The sequence below is a fragment of the Ruegeria sp. BHSC029 genome, assembly GCF_059613085.1.
On sequence record NZ_JBXWRU010000002.1, the window covers coordinates 299,969 to 315,809 of the forward strand.

Genomic DNA, 15,841 nt, shown 5'->3' on the forward strand with positions numbered 1-15,841 from the left:
GCCCGATTTCCGAGGTAGAAAAGCCCTTGCCGTTCCGATCGCGCGGACGGACGAAGGTGTATTGCAGTCCAAGGCGTAACACGTCCCGGCTTCCTTTCGGGGTGGTGCGCCACAACTGACATGGCGCGCCACAGCTGCATTCATCTTCAATGTATGCAAATAGTCGCGCGCATGCAGCATTTTCCGCTGCATTGCGGCAAAAAGGCGCCTACCGCCCAATATACGCCGGTTTTCGCGGCGTTTTTTGGGTCAGCCGACGTGGAACAGCGTCGTGAACAGGCGCGGGTCCAAGCTGGTGGATGCAAATGTCGGCCCCTCGGTCAGAATCGACACCGCATCGTGGCTGTGCAGACTTTCCTGATGGCTGGCGATGACGCGGAAGTCACCGACGTGATGATCGGCCAGCAGCTCGGCACAGAACAGACGCGCGGCGTCTTCGACAAAGATGGGGTTGGCGGCGTTCAGCTCAGCAAAGGCCTGTTCGTCTTCGCGCTTGACCATCACCTGGGTTTCGGTGGGGACGGCGCGGCGGCACAGGGCGATCAGATCCTCGAACCACAGGCAATCGGCGTCACAATCGACCACGACCGAAATGCGCGCCACGGAACGCTGCGAATGCGGCGTCGCAAGCTGTCCGCGCACCGACCGGGCGTGTTCGCTGAGTTCCAGCGAGCATGGGCAGGTCGAAGAATAGACATAGTCGAGATGCATGATCTTCTGACGCACGCCGCCCTGTTCGACCAGTTCAAGCGCGATGTCGTAATACTGATATCCCTCAAGACCCGAACGCAGGCTTTTGACCCGATCGGGATAGGAGAAGCGCATCTGAAGCCTTGCATCGAAACTGTCGAGGTCGGTCAGATAATCGCTCAGCGCAGATTCCATCACCTCGAAACTGAACGTACGCTCGGCATGCTTGTAGAAGGACCGCATGATCCGGGACATGTTGATGCCCTTTTTCTCGGCTTCGAGGCTGACGGTGCCCGTAACCGAGGTTTCCAGCGTCAGGTCCGGACCGTTCTTGCTGTGAAATCGGATCGGCAGGCGGAAATTCGAGATGCCCACATGCTGGATCTGCTGTTTCGCACCGCGGATCAGGCTGGACGGGCCGTTCTGGAGATCGGGCAACGCAGATTTGTAGGCTTCGTCGACTTTGAAGTCTTCGGGGTATTCACGTGACATCGAAGGGTAGTTGTCCGGAATCAACCCGGGCACCAGGCGGGCCACGGCTGGATCAAGCTGGCTGATCTCGGCCTCGCTGGCGCCCTTTGCCCATTTCCGCAGAACCTTGAGAGCCTCAGCGGCCTCGTTCCGATCTGGTTTTTCGTCAATGTCGCGCGAATGAATGTTCATTGGCTGCGTATCCTCGGTGTGTCGTCAGGCTATCTCTGACTGCGGCGGAAACCGCAGTGTAACCCAATACGGGTCAGATAGCAGCCCGGATCGAAAAAACCATCGCAAAACCGCCATTTCCGAACGGATTGCGCCCTTTTACCCGGGCGACATTGCGCGGTTGCCGATGTGTTCAACGGCGCGTGTGCGCCGTCACACCGCAGCAGCCGACAATGCCTGCCGGATATCCTCCAGCAGATCGTCGGCATCTTCGAGTCCGACAGAAAAGCGGATCAAACCGGGCGTGATGCCCAATTCGTCTTTCTGCGCATCGCTCAACCGCTGGTGCGTGGTCGTTGCCGGATGGGTTGCGATGGACTTGGCATCGCCCAGATTGTTCGAAATTACCGGGATCGTCAGCGCGTTAAGGAACCGGAAGGCCGCGTCCTTACCCCCCTTGATGTCCAGCGACAGGACCGTACCGCCCTTGCCCCCCAGTTGGCTCTGCACCAGTGCGTTCTGAGCATGAGATTTCAGGCCCGGATACATGATCCGCTCCAGCGTCTCATGGCCTTCCAGCGCGTCGGCCAGTTTCTGCGCCGTCTCGGCCTGGGCATTGACTCGCAGGGCCAACGTTTCCAGCCCCTTGAGCATGATCCACGCGTTGAACGGGCTGAGTGCGCCGCCCGTGTGTTTGAGGTACGGCTCGACCGTTCCGCGAATGAACTCCTTGGCGCCCAGGATCACGCCGCCCAGCGCGCGTCCCTGCCCGTCGATATGCTTGGTGGCCGAGTAAACCACCACATCCGCACCCTGCGCGATCGCTTGCGAGAACACCGGGGTCGAGAACACGTTGTCGACGATCACGGTGGCCCCCACCGCATGGGCCAGTTCTGCCACCGCGCGAATGTCGATGACTTCGAGCGTGGGGTTCGACATGGATTCGAAGAACACGGCCTTGGTGTCGGGCCGGATCGCGGCCTTCCATTGGTCCATGTCCGTACCGTCGACAAAGGTCACCTCGACACCATAGCGGGTCAGGATATTCTCCAGAATGTACAGGCACGACCCGAACAGGGCCTTGGCAGAAACCACGTGATCGCCCGCCTTCAGCATCGAGGTCAGCGCCCCGTTCACGGCCGCCATACCGGACGCCGTCGCAAAACCATCCTCGGCCCCCTCAAGCGCAGCGATGCGCTGTTCGAACATCGCAACCGTCGGGTTGCCATAGCGGGCATAGATGAACTCGTCCGGGCCAGTCTCGATGAACCGAGCTTCGGCCTGCTCGGCGGTGTCGTAGACGAACCCCTGCGTCAGGAAAATCGCCTCGCTGACTTCGTTGTACTGGCTGCGACGGATACCGCCGTGGACGGCTTGGGTGCGTTTGTTCCAGCTTTCGCTCATGTCTTTACCTTTCGGCCCCGAAACCCGAGGGCAAATCAAAAAAACCCCAGACGCGGTCAAGCGAAAGGGGTCTTTCATCCTGACCTTTTAGCGGTGTTGTTTAGCGTGGCCCGCAATCCGGTAACAAATCGCCACGTGGTTTCTGGATTGCGCATACGCCTCGGGCGCGCGGGCGTCAAGCCGCGACATCCACCGCGCACTTGCCCTTTGCGGCGAATGGCTCATGATCGTCCCACAACACGGAGGCCCCATGACACACCCGATCGACCTGTATTTCTGGCCCACGCCAAATGGCTGGAAAGTATCCATTGCCCTTGAAGAGATGGGGCTGCCCTACCAGACCCACCTCATAAACATCGGCAAAGGCGATCAGTTCGCGCCCGAGTTTCTGAAAATCTCACCCAACAACCGGATGCCTGCGATCGTCGACTCAGACGGCCCGGATGGCGCACCGATCTCGGTTTTCGAAAGCGGCGCGATCCTGATGTACCTTGCCCGCAAGACCGGCCAGTTCTACGGGTCGACCGAGCGTGACCGGATCGCGGTCGAGGAATGGCTGATGTGGCAGATGGGTGGCGTCGGACCGATGGCCGGTCAGGCACACCACTTTCTGAAATATGCGCCCCAGTTGGACCCGCCGCAGGACCTGCCCTATGCCAAGGACCGCTATCGCACCGAGGTTGCGCGCCTGTACGGCGTTCTGGACCGGCGCCTTGCCGACAACGAGTATGTTGCCGGCGACTTCTATTCGATCGCCGATATGTCGATTTGGGGCTGGGCGAGCCTGTGGGAGGGTCAGCAGCAGACGCTGGAGGACAAGCCCCACTTTGCCCGGTGGCTGGAAACCGTGGGAGCCCGCCCCGGAGTTCAGGCGGGACGTGCCCTGCATGCCGAGCTGCGCGGAGATCATCGCAGCAAAGACGCGCAGAACGTTTTGTTCAAACGGTAGCGTTCACCAAATGCTGAAATTTCAGGCAATTAGGTGCGAATCGCACCTCTTTCTGCATCAAGACCCTGACGACAGTTGAATTGCGCGTTGGCCGTTCTGTAACTACAAGCGGTAACAAGGAGTTAAGGTTTGGCGACATTCAATTTCACGGTTCCGATTTACGGGTTCGACCAATGGACCGGCGCATCGACGAACAACACAGTCGGCTATCCTGTCGGAACGACCTTTTCCTTGAATGCCGGTGCCGCACTGACCGTGATCAACGTTCAGGATGACGACGGCACGGCCAGCCAGCTGTTTTCGGACGGTTACATCGACACGCCCGGAGACGGGTCGTCGCCCAGTACGGCCAACAACGACCAGGTATTGAGCCAGGCGGTGACAATCAACGGACAGACCTTTCAGCCCGGCGATCAGGTCGAGCTTGAGTTCGGTTTTACGACAACCTCCGGCGACACGTTCTGGGTCATTCGCATCGATGGCGTGAATGTCGGCATCAGCGGCCCCGTCCTGCCAACGCCCGGTACGACCTATGAGGTTGCCGGCAGCAGTGATGGTCAGGCATCGCCGATTTCGAATGTCCCATGCTTTACCGCCGGCACACTGATCACCACCAAGGACGGGACAACAAGGATAGAAGACTTGTCGGTCAGAGATCTGGTTCTGACCTACGCCGGCAGCTATGAACCGATCCGCTGGATCGGGCGCCGTGAGCTGGACAGCGTCGACTTCTCCGCCAACCCGAAACTGGTTCCGATCCGGATTTCCGCCGGCGCGCTCGGCGCAGGGTTGCCAACGCAGGACCTGACCGTTTCACCCCAGCACCGCATTCTGGTGCGGTCAAAGATCGCGCAGCGCATGTTCAACACCAACGAGGTGCTGGTTTCGGCCAAGTCGCTGCTGCCGCTGGACGGCATTGACCGGGTCTGTGCCACGGAATCCGTTTGCTATTTCCACCTTCTTTTCGACGCGCATCAGGTCATCTTTGCCAACGACACCCCAAGCGAAAGCCTCTTCGCCGGTCCCCAAGCGCTGAAATCCATCCCCGAGGCGGCTCGCGCCGAGATATTGGCCCTGTTCCCCGAGCTTGAGGACCCCGGCTTTGAACCGCTGCCAGCCGCCCTGATCCCAAAGGGTCACAAGCAGCGCGGTCTGATTTCGCGTCACCTCAAGAACGGTCAGGCGTTGTTGGCCTGATCGTCATTGGGTTTTTTCTGACCCGGGTCGGAGTGTGCGCGACCTACCGTCAGGTCTTTCGGCAGACGAACGTGGTCGCTGACAGTGGCATCGTCATGCCCTGCGGACCAAAGACGCGCTTCAATTCAGAGAACATCCGCGCCGCCACGTCCGCGGGTTCCACGCCGCCGCGCTCTCGTATTTCATCGACCAACGGGTTTCCAAAAACCAGAGCGTGGGCAAAGGCTTCCGGGTTGACGATGGTCTTCGTCAACCGGATCGTTTCGTGTTCGATATCCGTCCAGCCTGCGGCCCTCAGATCAGCCCGGACAGCCTCGGGGTCACCATTGTGAAACGGTACCTTGTAGAATCCCGGCGGATCCTGCGGAAAGAAATGCGCCCCCACATCGTGCGCGACTTGCGAGAACGGGTTTTCGGACATCGGGCTCCACACGTTGAAAACATAGCGCCCACCCGGTCTGAGCACCCGCGCCGCCTCATGGAACGAAGCGGGTTTGTCGGGAAAGAACATGACCCCGAACTGGCAGGTAATCAGGTCGAACGCGCCGTCTTCGAACGGTAGATCCATCGCGTTGACGACCGCGAACTCGACGTTGTCCGCCGCCGAGAATTTGGCCTTTGCAACCTCCAGCATGGGCGCGTTCAGGTCCGAGATCAGAACTTGGGCCTCGCTCGGCAGCACATCGCACAGCTTGCGGCTCAGGATCCCCGTACCCGCGGCCAGTTCAATGGCCTTGGCCACCGGCTCTTCGGCGCAACGGGCGGCAAGTCTGTCTGCGTAGTCAGTGAAGATATTCGGGCCCAACCCCGCGTCGTAATGACTTGGAATATTGCCCACGAAACCAGCCGAATTTGTTGACATCTGCGCTCCCGCCCCCCGGCAACCGCATGATGCAAAAGACTAGCCGAAATTGCGCGTTTTGGCGAACTCATTGTGCTCTGCAGTCGGCTGGGGCCGGTAGGCATCCGCCCCGTCACCCCGCACCAGCAGGTCCAGCATGCCCGATATGTCCTCGATCTCTTCCGCGATCACATGGGTCACCGCATGGGCCCGCTGCATCCGCCCGGTTACCCGCAGCAACCGCCCCGAGATCACCGCTCGGCGGAACCGCTCATAGATCTTGCGCCAGACAATCACGTTCACGATGCCGGTCTCGTCTTCGAGCGTGATGAAGATCACCCCTTTGGCCGTACCAGGCCGCTGCCGCAGGATCACCAATCCCGCCACAGCAACCCGCGCACCCTCGGGCGGGTCGTCCAGTCGGTCGGCTGGAAGGCAAGCCGGTGGTCTGGGCCATGGGCGGCCCGAACTGGGCTGTGGTGTCGATGCGATACGCATAAGAACAAAAATAGAACAAATGCCCTGAATGTCCAGATGCAGGGGACCGAAACCACAGCCAGAAAGGTCATGCGCTACGCGCGACCGCAGCGCAGACAAGGGTCACTTGGCGTCATGCGCGTTGAACGTGGCCAAACCTTCCCGCAGAACCGCCTTGGCCTTGGCCAGGTCATCCCCGTCCAACGCATCCAGCGCCCGCAAAACCTCACTGCGCAACCGCAGAGCCTTGGGGCCCGGTGCTCCGACCGGATGAAGCTCATCGTCATTCGCTGCTGCCAATGCACCATGGCTGATCCCGTCGATCACCTCCACGATTTTCGCCTGGCTTTCGCCAAACCACGCGGCAATGTCATGCTCGGCATCGCCCCGCTCGTTCATCCCAACCACAATCTTTGCGTCCTGAACCGTCAACGGCATCTGCTCACTCCCTTATCAAATCACGGTCACACGACCAGAACACAAATCCATGCACGCAACAATCGAAACCGTTACCCGCGCCTCAACCTTTGATGGAACAAACCGGCCAAACCATTCGGTTGCGGCGCGAACGCGTGGAATTTGGGCGACAATGACGGACCGTTTGCCCGATCACGCCCCGATTGGTCGCAAATGGCACTGGAAAGACCTAAATCCCTTGACTAATGAGGAACCTGAACACCGCAGAAGGAAGACGCGAGCAATGGCAAAGATCACCTATGTCGAGCATGGCGGCACCGAACACACTGTCGAGGTCGCCAACGGCCTGACCGTCATGGAAGGCGCCCGTGACAACAACATTCCCGGCATCGAGGCCGATTGCGGCGGCGCCTGCGCCTGCTCGACCTGTCACGTCTACATCCATCCCGATTGGGTCGAGAAACTGCCTGCCAAGGACGACATGGAAGAAGACATGCTGGATTTCGCCTACGAGCCCGACCCGGCCCGTTCGCGTCTGACCTGCCAGATCAAGGTGACTGACGAACTGGACGGGCTGGTCGTCCAGATGCCGGAAAAGCAGATCTGATGCGACGGCGCATGCCCCGCTCGTCCGGCGGCATGCGCTGCGGCTTCAAAGCGCCGCGTCCGGCGGTGCGCTTTTGGCCGTGCCACGTACGCGGCGCGCTGATGGCTGTGTGCCTGTGGCTGGCGGGTCCTGCCTTGGCCGCCGAAACCATAGCGACCGCCCGCTACACGGATCCGACCACCCGCTATCCCCACGGCGTCTTGGGTGACCAGATCGAATGGGGTTCGATTGAACTCACGCTTTCAAATGGCAAGCGCCGCAGCTTTACGCTGCCCGATCATCTGGTGTTCGAAGACCTCGCGCCCCGCGTGATCGACGTCACGGGCGACGGTCTTCCAGAAGTCATCGCGGTGGAGAGTGACGCACGACAGGGCGCGCGCCTTGCCATCTACGGCCCACAGGGCCGCATGGCGGCGACACCGCATATCGGCACCCGTTTCCGTTGGCTTGCCCCGGTCGGAGCCGCCGACCTCGACGGCGACGGACATGTCGAAATCGCCTATGTCGATCGCCCCCACTTGGCAAAAATCCTGCGCATCTGGCGCTTTGCCGACGGCCAACTGACGGAAATCGCCGCGCTCCCCGGCCTGACCAACCACCGGATCGGAGAGGATTTCATTTCAGGCGGGCTTCGCTCCTGCGACGGCAAACCTGAATTGATCGTCGCCAGCGGCGATTGGCGCCGGATCAATGCCGTCCGCTACGATGGCGGCTGGCAAACCCAGGATCTTGGCCCGTTGAAAAACCGACAAGCCCTTATGAGCGCGCTGAACTGCTGATCCGGGGATTCATCTGGTCAAGAAATCCCAAGGTGCGGCCGCCGGCCGAGCCCCCATTTACCAGCGGGCCCTCAAATCGTCAAAGCGCCCGCCACCCGATATCGCGGCGATGGAAGCCGCCCGGCCAATCGATGGCCTCGACCATCGCATAAGCGTTGTCACGCGCCTCCTGCAGTGTTGCTCCGCGCGCCGTCACGTTCAGAACCCGGCCCCCTGAGGCCACAACCTGCCCGTCCTGCGCTTTGGTGCCTGCGTGAAAAACCATATAGCTGCTGTCCTCGGGCAAGTCATCCAGCCCCCGGATCACGCTGCCTTTTTCATATGCCCCGGGATAGCCCTGCGCGGCCATCACCACGGTCAAGGCGTGATCGTCGGCCCAGTTGACCCGCGCCTCGTCCAACCGTCCCTCGGCCGCAGCATGCATCAGGTCCAGCGCCTGCGCCCCCAACCGCATCATCAGCACCTGACATTCCGGGTCGCCAAAGCGCACGTTGTATTCCACCAGCCTCGGCTGCCCGTCCTTGATCATCAGCCCGGCATACAGCACCCCCTGAAACGGCGTGCCGCGCCGGGCCATCTCGGCCATCGTCGGGCGCACGATCTGTTCCATCGCCCGCTCCTCAATCTCAGAACTCAGAACCGGAGCCGGAGAATAGGCGCCCATGCCCCCGGTGTTCAGACCGGTATCACCTTCGCCCACGCGCTTGTGGTCCTGCGCGGTGCCGACCGCCAGGATGTTCTCGCCGTCGCACAGCACGAACAGCGAGGCTTCTTCGCCGTCCATGAACTCCTCGATCACCACCTCGGCCCCGGCCCCGCCGAAGGCGCCGCCGAACATGTCGTCCACGGCCTCCAGCGCGGTCGCCTCGTCCATCGCCACGATCACGCCCTTGCCCGCGGCCAGACCGTCGGCCTTGACCACGATCGGCGCGCCCTGCTGACGGATATAGGCCTTGGCCGGCTCGGCCTCGGTGAACCGGGCATAGGCGGCGGTCGGTGCACCGGCCGCATCGCAGATTTCCTTGGTGAAACTCTTCGAGGCTTCCAGCCGCGCTGCCTCGGCCGAGGGGCCGAACACCAGAATGCCCGCCTCGCGCAGCCGGTCGGCCACCCCGGCGGCCAAGGGCGCCTCGGGGCCGACGATCACGAAATCAATCGCGTTTTCCTCGGCGAAACTGACCACTGCGCCGCCATTCTCGATATCCAGCGCGGCACAATCGGCGATCTGCGCGATCCCGGCATTGCCGGGCGCCACGATCAGGCGGTCGCATTTGGGGTTCTGCATCACCGCCCAGGCCAGGCTGTGTTCGCGCCCGCCGCTGCCGAGAATGAGGATGTTCATGAAAGTCTCCGATCTGCTTGGCCTTGCCTGCGCGGCGTTCTAAGCTGCGCGGGCAACCGAAACAAGGCGCTGAAATGTCCGACCTGCTTGACGATCCGATTCCCGGCCAGAATACCCCCGAATACACCGTGTCCGAGATCTCGGGCGAGGTGAAACGCACGCTGGAAGGCACATTTGGCCGAATCCGCGTACGGGGCGAGGTCGGGCGTGTGTTCAAGGCGCGCTCGGGGCACTTGTACTATGACATCAAGGACGATCGGAACGTGCTGGCCTGCACCACCTGGAAAGGCCAGATCGCGGGCCTGTCGGTGGTGCCGGAAGAGGGGCTCGAAGTCGTCGTCACGGGCCGCCTCACCGCTTTTGGCGCGCAGTCGAAATACAACCTGAACGTCGACGAGGTGGCCGTAGCCGGGCAAGGCGCGCTGATGGCGCTGCTGGAAAAGCGCAAGAAACAGCTCGAATCCGAGGGCCTGTTCGCGCCCGAGCGCAAGAAACCCCTGCCCTTCCTGCCGCAGATCATCGGCGTCGTCACCTCGCCCTCGGGCGCGGTGATCCGCGACATCCTGCACCGGCTGCGCGACCGCTTCCCGCGCAAGGTGCTGATCTGGCCCGTGGCCGTGCAGGGCGCCAATTGCGCGGCCGAGGTCGCCAACGCCATCCAGGGTTTCAACCGCCTGACACCCGGCGGCGCACTGCCCCGCCCCGACCTGATCATCGTCGCCCGTGGCGGTGGCTCGATCGAGGATCTGTGGGGTTTCAACGAGGAAATCGTGGCCCGCGCGGCCGCCGCGTCCGAGATCCCGCTGATCTCGGCTGTGGGGCACGAAACAGACACAACCCTGGTCGACTATGTCTCGGACCGCCGCGCGCCGACCCCCACAGCCGCCGCCGAACTGGCGGTACCGGTACGGATGGAACTGCTGGCTTGGACCGGCGAACAAGGCGCGCGTCTGTCCCGCGCGGCCACCGAAGCGGTACAGCGCCGCGCCCAACGCCTGCGCGATCTATCGCGCGCCCTGCCGCGCCCCGAGACCCTGCTAAACGGGCCGCGCCAGCGACTGGACCTTATTGCCGATCGTCTGGCCCCGGCGTTGCAACGCGGTGTTCAGAACCGCCGCTTGCAGGTGGTGGAACTGTCGGGGCACCTGCGCCCGTCAACGTTGCGCAACCTCGTGGCCGCGCGGCGCGACACGCTGCGCAACCTGTCCTCGCGCCTGTCGATCCGCCCGATCCAACGCGACATCCAGCAGCAGCGCGACCGAGTCAACCAACTGGCCCAGCGCATGACGGCCGCGCAGACTCTGCGGGTGGACCGGCTCCGCCAGCAACTGGATGCGACTGACCGGTTGCGCGAGACGCTCAGCTACAAAGCCACGCTTCAACGCGGCTACGCCGTGGTGCATTCCGAAAGCGGCGTGGTCACCACAAAGGCGCAAGCCAGCAAGCACGCTGCACTGACCATCGAGTTTGCCGATGGAGAACTGAAGACCGCACCGCTGTCCGGGACGACCCCGACCGCCAAGAAACCGTCCAAGCCACCAGCCCCGGATCAAGGGTCGCTGTTCTGACGAAGGCCAATGTTCAGACGCCGACCTCGGGCCCGTAACAGATCATATCTTCGTCGACGTCGGCTGCTTCGTACAGTTCGGTGGCTTCGGGGTTGCCCTCGAACTGCGCGATTAGTCCCTGGGACGAGCGGTTAAAGACCCAGCATTGCGGGTCGGGGCGATCTTCGTAAACAAAGCAAATCTGGCCGTTCTGTTCGTACCAGATGCCCTCCTTGCAGTCGCCATCCAAAAACGACCAGACCACGCGCCGGTTGGGCAAGTACCGTTCGACGCCATAGGTCGTTCCACCGAAGCCGTAGAACAGGGTTTTGCCGCGTGTATAGGCGTCAAATTCTGCCCCTGACAAAGACTGCGCGACGACCGGCTGGGCCAGCAAAGATCCGAGAATCAACGAACGTATCCACATCGTTTCATTCTGGCAGATGCCACGGCCGCGCGCCAATCTTGGAACGCCCTGCCCCAACGTTATGGGTTGAGCGTAAACTCAGTTCGCGGCGACACTGCATTGCATCGGTGCCATCGGAAGGCAGGACATGACGATACTCGTACTCGCAGCGCTGGCCTGTGCCCTGGCCTACCTGGCCCTGACGGCCCGTCCGGCCAGCCTGCTACGCACGGCGCTGAAAACCGCAAGCGTCGCCCTGTTGGCGGTCGAGGCCGCGGTGCAGTCCGGCCCTCTGCTTCTGATCCTGGCGCTGTCTCTCTGCGCCTTGGGCGACGCCCTTCTGTCGCGCGAAACCGACGGCACCTTCATGGCCGGCATCGGGGCATTCGCCGCCGGGCATCTGGTATACATCGCCCTGTTCCTGACCCATCCGTCAAGCGACACCGCCCTGATCCTGGACAAACCCGGATACGCCTGGTCGTTGGTCATTCTGGGGATCGTGATGGCCACGCTGCTGGCCCAGCGGGCCGGTGATCTGCGCGGACCGGTCCTGGCCTATATCCCGATCATTCTGGGCATGGGCATCACCGTTCTGGCCCTGCCCGAGGCCGGAGCGCTGCTATGGGCGCTGCCGGCCGCGATGGCCTTCATCGCCTCGGACCTGATCCTGGCAACCGAAAGGTTCCTGCTGCCGTCCGGCCACCCGGCCCTGCGGCTGACCCCCTATCTGGTCTGGCCGCTCTACTGGGGCGCCCAGTTCGGCTTTTTCCTGGCCTTCACCTGACCCTTTGCAACTGCCGCCATTCCGCATTAGGTGAAGGGAACACCTGCGGAGACCAAGATGGCGTTTTTTACCAAGCTCAAGGACCGGCTGTTCAAATCCTCGTCCCGCCTCGAACAGGGGCTTGAGGCAATCGTCGAGGACGGCGGCGAAGAAACCACCGCCCCTGACCCGGTGGTCCCCCAGCCCGAGCCCGAGCCGCAACCGGTCCCGGAAATCCCCGAACCCGCGCCCACACCGCAACCGGTCGAGACACCGTCGCCCGAGCCGGCCGATCCAACGCCCGCCCCGCCTCCGCCGGAACTACCGGAACAGGCGCAATCCAAGGGCCTGATCGGGCGTCTCTTCGGTCGTGGCGATGCCGGGCCGGTGGTGCGCCGCGCGCTGGACGACGACATGCTCGAACAGCTCGAGGAACTGCTGATCGCCTCGGACATGGGTGTCGACACCGCTCTGCGCGTGACCGCCAACATGGCCGAGGGGCGCTATGGCCGCAAACTCTCGACCCAGGAAATCAAGCAACTGCTGGCGCAGGAAATCGCCCGCGTAATGGAGCCGGTCGCAAAACCGATGCCCCTCTACCCCAAGCGCCCGCAGGTGGTGCTGGTGGTGGGCGTCAACGGCTCGGGCAAGACCACGACGATCGGAAAGCTGGCCAGCCAGTTCAAGGCGGCAGGCAAAAAGGTGGTCATCGCCGCCGGCGACACCTTCCGCGCCGCCGCCGTGGAACAGCTGCAGGTCTGGGGCGACCGCGCCGGAGTTCCAGTCCTGACCGCGCCCGAAGGCTCCGACCCCGCCTCGCTGGCTTTCGACGCCCTGACCAAGGCGCAAGCTGAAGGCGCCGACCTGCTGATGATCGACACAGCCGGCCGCCTTCAGAACCGCGCCGATCTGATGGAGGAACTGGCCAAGATCGTCCGCGTCATCCGCAAGATCGACGAAACCGCGCCCCACAACACCCTGCTGGTGCTCGACGCCACCACCGGCCAGAACGCGCTCAGCCAGGTGGAAACCTTCCGCAAGCTGGCCGATGTCTCGGGCCTTGTCATGACCAAGCTTGACGGCACCGCCAAGGGCGGCGTGCTTGTGGCGCTGGCCGACAAGTTCGGCCTGCCGATCCACGCCATCGGCGTCGGCGAGCAGATCGACGATCTGGCCCCCTTCGACCCCGAGGAATTCGCCGCCGCCCTGACCGGGCTCGACCCCAACTGACCTTCATCTGGCCCCAAATATCCTTGGGGGTCTGGGGATGGAAAACCCCCAGCTTCTCCACCAGCGAAAGACCCGCAGCGTGAGCGACTGGCTGATCTCCCTCGAAGGCACCGAGGCCGGGCACAGGCTGGCCCTTGGCCTCGCCCTGATGGCGGCCTTTCTGCATGCGGTGTTCGGTGCGCTGCAGAAGGGTCGGCACGATCCCTGGCTGTCGCGTGGCGCGATCGACGCCTGCTACTGCCTGATGGCCGCGCCCTTTGCGTTCTTCGTCGTGCCCTGGCCCGAACCTTTCATGTGGCCGATATTCGCCGTGGTCTGGCTGATCCATGTCGCCTACAAGACGCTGCAGGCGATGGCCTATACCAAGGGGTCCTACACCGTGGTTTACCCGGTGGTGCGTGGCACCGGCCCGCTGTTCACCGTCATCGGCGCCTATCTTCTGTTCAACGAAACCTTCTCGCCCACCCAATGGCTGGGCGTTGCCGTGCTGCTGACCGGCATCTTCGGGCTGGCCGCCTACAATTTCCGCTTCCTGGAAACCAACCGCGAGACTTTAGGCATCGCATTGGCCCTTGCGGTTGCAACCGGCCTCTTCGTGGCGCTCTACACCACGTATGACGCCTACGGCATCCGCGCCACGGCCGATCCGTTCACCTTTCTGGCCTGGTTCTTCATGATCGACGGGGCGACAATGCCGATCTACGCCTTCCTGCGCTGGCGGGCGATGGTTCACCGTCCGGCAATAGGGCCGTTGATGCTGCGGGGGCTTGCAGGCGGGCTGATCGCCCCCATGTCTTTCGGAGCGATCATGCTGGCCACCCGGCTGGACAAGGTCGGCGAAGCCGCGGTGCTGCGCGAAACCTCGACCGTCTTTGCCGCCCTGATCGGCTGGCTGGCCCTGAAAGAGACCGTGGGGCCTCGGCGCATAATCCTGATGGCATTGATTGCATTGGGCGCGGTAATAGTTGAAATGGGCGGGTGAACAGCAGGACGACAGGCATGGCAGACAAGAAAGAGATCAATCCGTTTCTGAAACAGGTGCTGGAACTGGGACCACCGCTGGCCTTCTTCTTCATCTACCTGCGCCTGCGCGACGACAGCTTTCTGATCGGCGGCACCGAATATTCCGGCTTCATCGTGGCCACCATCATTTTCGTTCCGCTGATGCTGGGGGCGATGGGCGTCCTGTGGTATCTGACCGGCAAACTCAGCCGGATGCAGATCTTCACCGCCATCATGGTCATCTTCTTCGGCGGCCTGACCGCCTGGTTCAACGACGAGCGGTTCTTCAAGATGAAAACCACGCTGGTCTACGGGTTCTTCTCGCTGATGCTGGGCATCGGCCTGCTGCAAGGCAAATCCTACCTCGCCTATGTGCTGGACGAAATGCTGCCCATGCGCCACGAGGGCTGGATGATCCTGACCCGCCGCCTTTGCGCCTGTTTCGCAGTGCTGGCGGTGGCCAATGAACTGGTCTGGCGCACCCTGTCCACCGATTTGTGGGTCAAGATCGAAACCTTTGGCTTTCCGATTGCCTTGATGGGGTTCCTGATGCTGCAATTCAGCATCCTGCAAAGCTATATGGACGATCCGGACAAGCAGTAATGCGTCCCTGACACGGGCCGGCGGACCTTGGGGAAACCTTAGGAAAACCGGATAAAATCCTTGGCTTAGCTCCAAAGCTGTGGAAAGCTGGGAAACCACCCACACCACTCATCCGGAGAACCGTGTCTTCCATGACCGCCTTTCCGAACAGCGGGTTCCTGTCCGAAGCTTCAGACCGGCTTCGTGATATGCTCTCTGCGCTAGCCACTTCTGTCTCGCTGGACCGCGGCGAGGTCTTGTTCGAACAAGGCGACGAGGGGGACGCCCTCTACGCTTTGCTGGAAGGCGCTTTGGAGGTGTCCTTCCTGGCCATGAGCGGGCGCAAGTTGGCGCTCAGCCTGATGCGCCCGGGCGAAGTGTTCGGTGAAATCGCCCTCTTCGACAGCGGCCCGCGCACCGCCACCATCACCGCAGCCGAGCCGTCGCGTGTACTGCGCGTGCGCCGCAAGGATCTGATGGAACAAATCCGCAAGCACCCCGAACTGGCCGAGGACATGATCCGGCTGGCCGGACTGCGCATGCGCTGGATGGGGGCGCAGTTGAACGAGCAGGTGTTCCTGCCGATGCCTGTGCGACTTGCGCGAAAGCTTCTGCTTCTGGCCAACCAGCAGGACGCGCCGTCCGAACGCATCGCCCTGTCGCAGAGCGAGCTAGCGGAATTCGTCGGCGCGACGCGCGAGGCGGTATCCAAGACGATCTCGACGTGGAAACGCTCGAACGTGGTTGAGGCTTCACGCGGTGGGCTGCAGATCCACGACTTTGACGCCCTGCGCCAACTCGCCGAATCCGATCTGATCTGACCTGCTGCCCGGAAAATGGCCCGGATGTGATCCGCTTCACATACAACGGGATTCGCTTCCATTAGGTAATGAATTGTTACCGTAGGGTGCCAGAGTATCATCCCCGATATCTGTCCACTGGCATCTCCCTGCACCAGAGCCACGC

The 15,841-nt window shown here is 62.3% G+C and carries 17 protein-coding genes and 1 riboswitch; of the genes, 10 read left to right on the forward strand and 7 right to left on the reverse strand.

Going from position 1 to position 15,841, the window contains the following annotated elements; genetic code table 11:
• Positions 1 to 249 precede the first annotated feature (249 nt).
• Together folE2 and metZ are read right to left on the reverse strand one after the other, a co-directional pair.
• Positions 250 to 1,353, reverse strand: coding sequence for a GTP cyclohydrolase FolE2 (folE2, locus tag AC2FML_RS05115; protein WP_170363134.1), 1,104 nt, complete (start codon positions 1,351 to 1,353; stop codon positions 250 to 252).
• Between the two features lie 192 nt (positions 1,354 to 1,545).
• Complete coding sequence (gene metZ / locus AC2FML_RS05120) at positions 1,546 to 2,736, reverse strand: O-succinylhomoserine sulfhydrylase (protein ID WP_170446629.1); 1,191 nt, start codon at positions 2,734 to 2,736, stop codon at positions 1,546 to 1,548.
• A 67-nt stretch (positions 2,737 to 2,803) separates the two neighbouring features.
• Positions 2,804 to 2,881, reverse strand: a riboswitch (SAM riboswitch).
• 105 nt (positions 2,882 to 2,986) lie between these two features.
• On the opposite strand from metZ, the gene AC2FML_RS05125 reads away from it, so the two are divergent.
• Both AC2FML_RS05125 and AC2FML_RS05130 read left to right on the forward strand, forming a co-directional pair.
• Positions 2,987 to 3,685 carry a glutathione S-transferase N-terminal domain-containing protein gene (locus tag AC2FML_RS05125; RefSeq protein WP_496782257.1) on the forward strand — a complete coding sequence of 233 codons (699 nt, stop codon included), beginning with the start codon at positions 2,987 to 2,989 and terminating at the stop codon, positions 3,683 to 3,685.
• 129 nt (positions 3,686 to 3,814) lie between these two features.
• Positions 3,815 to 4,882: a Hint domain-containing protein gene (locus tag AC2FML_RS05130; protein WP_496782259.1), complete on the forward strand. Its 1,068-nt coding sequence runs from the start codon at positions 3,815 to 3,817 to the stop codon at positions 4,880 to 4,882.
• Between the two features lie 49 nt (positions 4,883 to 4,931).
• On the opposite strand, the gene AC2FML_RS05135 is transcribed toward AC2FML_RS05130, so the two are convergent.
• The 3 genes from AC2FML_RS05135 to AC2FML_RS05145 form a co-directional block, all read right to left on the reverse strand.
• Positions 4,932 to 5,744, reverse strand: coding sequence for a class I SAM-dependent methyltransferase (locus AC2FML_RS05135; protein WP_496782261.1), 813 nt, complete (start codon positions 5,742 to 5,744; stop codon positions 4,932 to 4,934).
• A 39-nt stretch (positions 5,745 to 5,783) separates the two neighbouring features.
• Positions 5,784 to 6,221, reverse strand: a complete 438-nt coding sequence (locus AC2FML_RS05140) for an OB-fold nucleic acid binding domain-containing protein (protein WP_170358563.1) — start codon at positions 6,219 to 6,221, stop codon at positions 5,784 to 5,786.
• A 102-nt stretch (positions 6,222 to 6,323) separates the two neighbouring features.
• Positions 6,324 to 6,638, reverse strand: coding sequence for a hypothetical protein (locus AC2FML_RS05145; RefSeq protein WP_496782262.1), 315 nt, complete (start codon positions 6,636 to 6,638; stop codon positions 6,324 to 6,326).
• Between the two features lie 262 nt (positions 6,639 to 6,900).
• Between AC2FML_RS05145 and AC2FML_RS05150 the strand changes: the two genes are divergently transcribed.
• Together AC2FML_RS05150 and AC2FML_RS05155 are read left to right on the forward strand one after the other, a co-directional pair.
• Positions 6,901 to 7,224 carry a 2Fe-2S iron-sulfur cluster-binding protein gene (locus tag AC2FML_RS05150; protein WP_093962514.1) on the forward strand — a complete coding sequence of 108 codons (324 nt, stop codon included), beginning with the start codon at positions 6,901 to 6,903 and terminating at the stop codon, positions 7,222 to 7,224.
• 32 nt (positions 7,225 to 7,256) lie between these two features.
• Positions 7,257 to 8,003 (forward strand): FG-GAP repeat domain-containing protein, encoded by a 747-nt coding sequence (locus AC2FML_RS05155; protein WP_496782542.1) that lies wholly within the window; start codon positions 7,257 to 7,259, stop codon positions 8,001 to 8,003.
• Positions 8,004 to 8,082: 79 nt separating this feature from the next.
• Here AC2FML_RS05155 and purD read toward each other — a convergent pair whose 3' ends face one another.
• Positions 8,083 to 9,345, reverse strand: a complete 1,263-nt coding sequence (gene purD / locus AC2FML_RS05160; RefSeq protein WP_496782264.1) for a phosphoribosylamine--glycine ligase — start codon at positions 9,343 to 9,345, stop codon at positions 8,083 to 8,085.
• A 74-nt stretch (positions 9,346 to 9,419) separates the two neighbouring features.
• Between purD and xseA the strand changes: the two genes are divergently transcribed.
• On the forward strand, positions 9,420 to 10,913 hold the full coding sequence (gene xseA / locus AC2FML_RS05165) for an exodeoxyribonuclease VII large subunit (protein WP_496782266.1): 1,494 nt from the start codon (positions 9,420 to 9,422) through the stop codon (positions 10,911 to 10,913).
• A 13-nt stretch (positions 10,914 to 10,926) separates the two neighbouring features.
• On the opposite strand, the gene AC2FML_RS05170 is transcribed toward xseA, so the two are convergent.
• Complete coding sequence (locus AC2FML_RS05170) at positions 10,927 to 11,319, reverse strand: hypothetical protein (RefSeq protein ID WP_170402237.1); 393 nt, start codon at positions 11,317 to 11,319, stop codon at positions 10,927 to 10,929.
• 127 nt (positions 11,320 to 11,446) lie between these two features.
• Between AC2FML_RS05170 and AC2FML_RS05175 the strand changes: the two genes are divergently transcribed.
• The 5 genes from AC2FML_RS05175 to AC2FML_RS05195 all read left to right on the forward strand — a co-directional run bounded on the left by AC2FML_RS05175 (position 11,447) and on the right by AC2FML_RS05195 (position 15,696).
• The gene (locus tag AC2FML_RS05175; protein WP_496782268.1) at positions 11,447 to 12,082 is read left to right on the forward strand and encodes a lysoplasmalogenase; all 636 of its coding nucleotides are present in this window, start codon (positions 11,447 to 11,449) and stop codon (positions 12,080 to 12,082) included.
• Positions 12,083 to 12,139: 57 nt separating this feature from the next.
• The gene (gene ftsY / locus AC2FML_RS05180; RefSeq protein WP_496782270.1) at positions 12,140 to 13,291 is read left to right on the forward strand and encodes a signal recognition particle-docking protein FtsY; all 1,152 of its coding nucleotides are present in this window, start codon (positions 12,140 to 12,142) and stop codon (positions 13,289 to 13,291) included.
• 79 nt (positions 13,292 to 13,370) lie between these two features.
• Positions 13,371 to 14,273 carry an EamA family transporter gene (locus tag AC2FML_RS05185; RefSeq protein WP_093963009.1) on the forward strand — a complete coding sequence of 301 codons (903 nt, stop codon included), beginning with the start codon at positions 13,371 to 13,373 and terminating at the stop codon, positions 14,271 to 14,273.
• A 17-nt stretch (positions 14,274 to 14,290) separates the two neighbouring features.
• Positions 14,291 to 14,896, forward strand: a complete 606-nt coding sequence (locus AC2FML_RS05190; protein WP_170338344.1) for an inner membrane-spanning protein YciB — start codon at positions 14,291 to 14,293, stop codon at positions 14,894 to 14,896.
• A 131-nt stretch (positions 14,897 to 15,027) separates the two neighbouring features.
• Positions 15,028 to 15,696 (forward strand): Crp/Fnr family transcriptional regulator, encoded by a 669-nt coding sequence (locus AC2FML_RS05195; RefSeq protein ID WP_170337872.1) that lies wholly within the window; start codon positions 15,028 to 15,030, stop codon positions 15,694 to 15,696.
• Positions 15,697 to 15,841 lie beyond the last annotated feature (145 nt).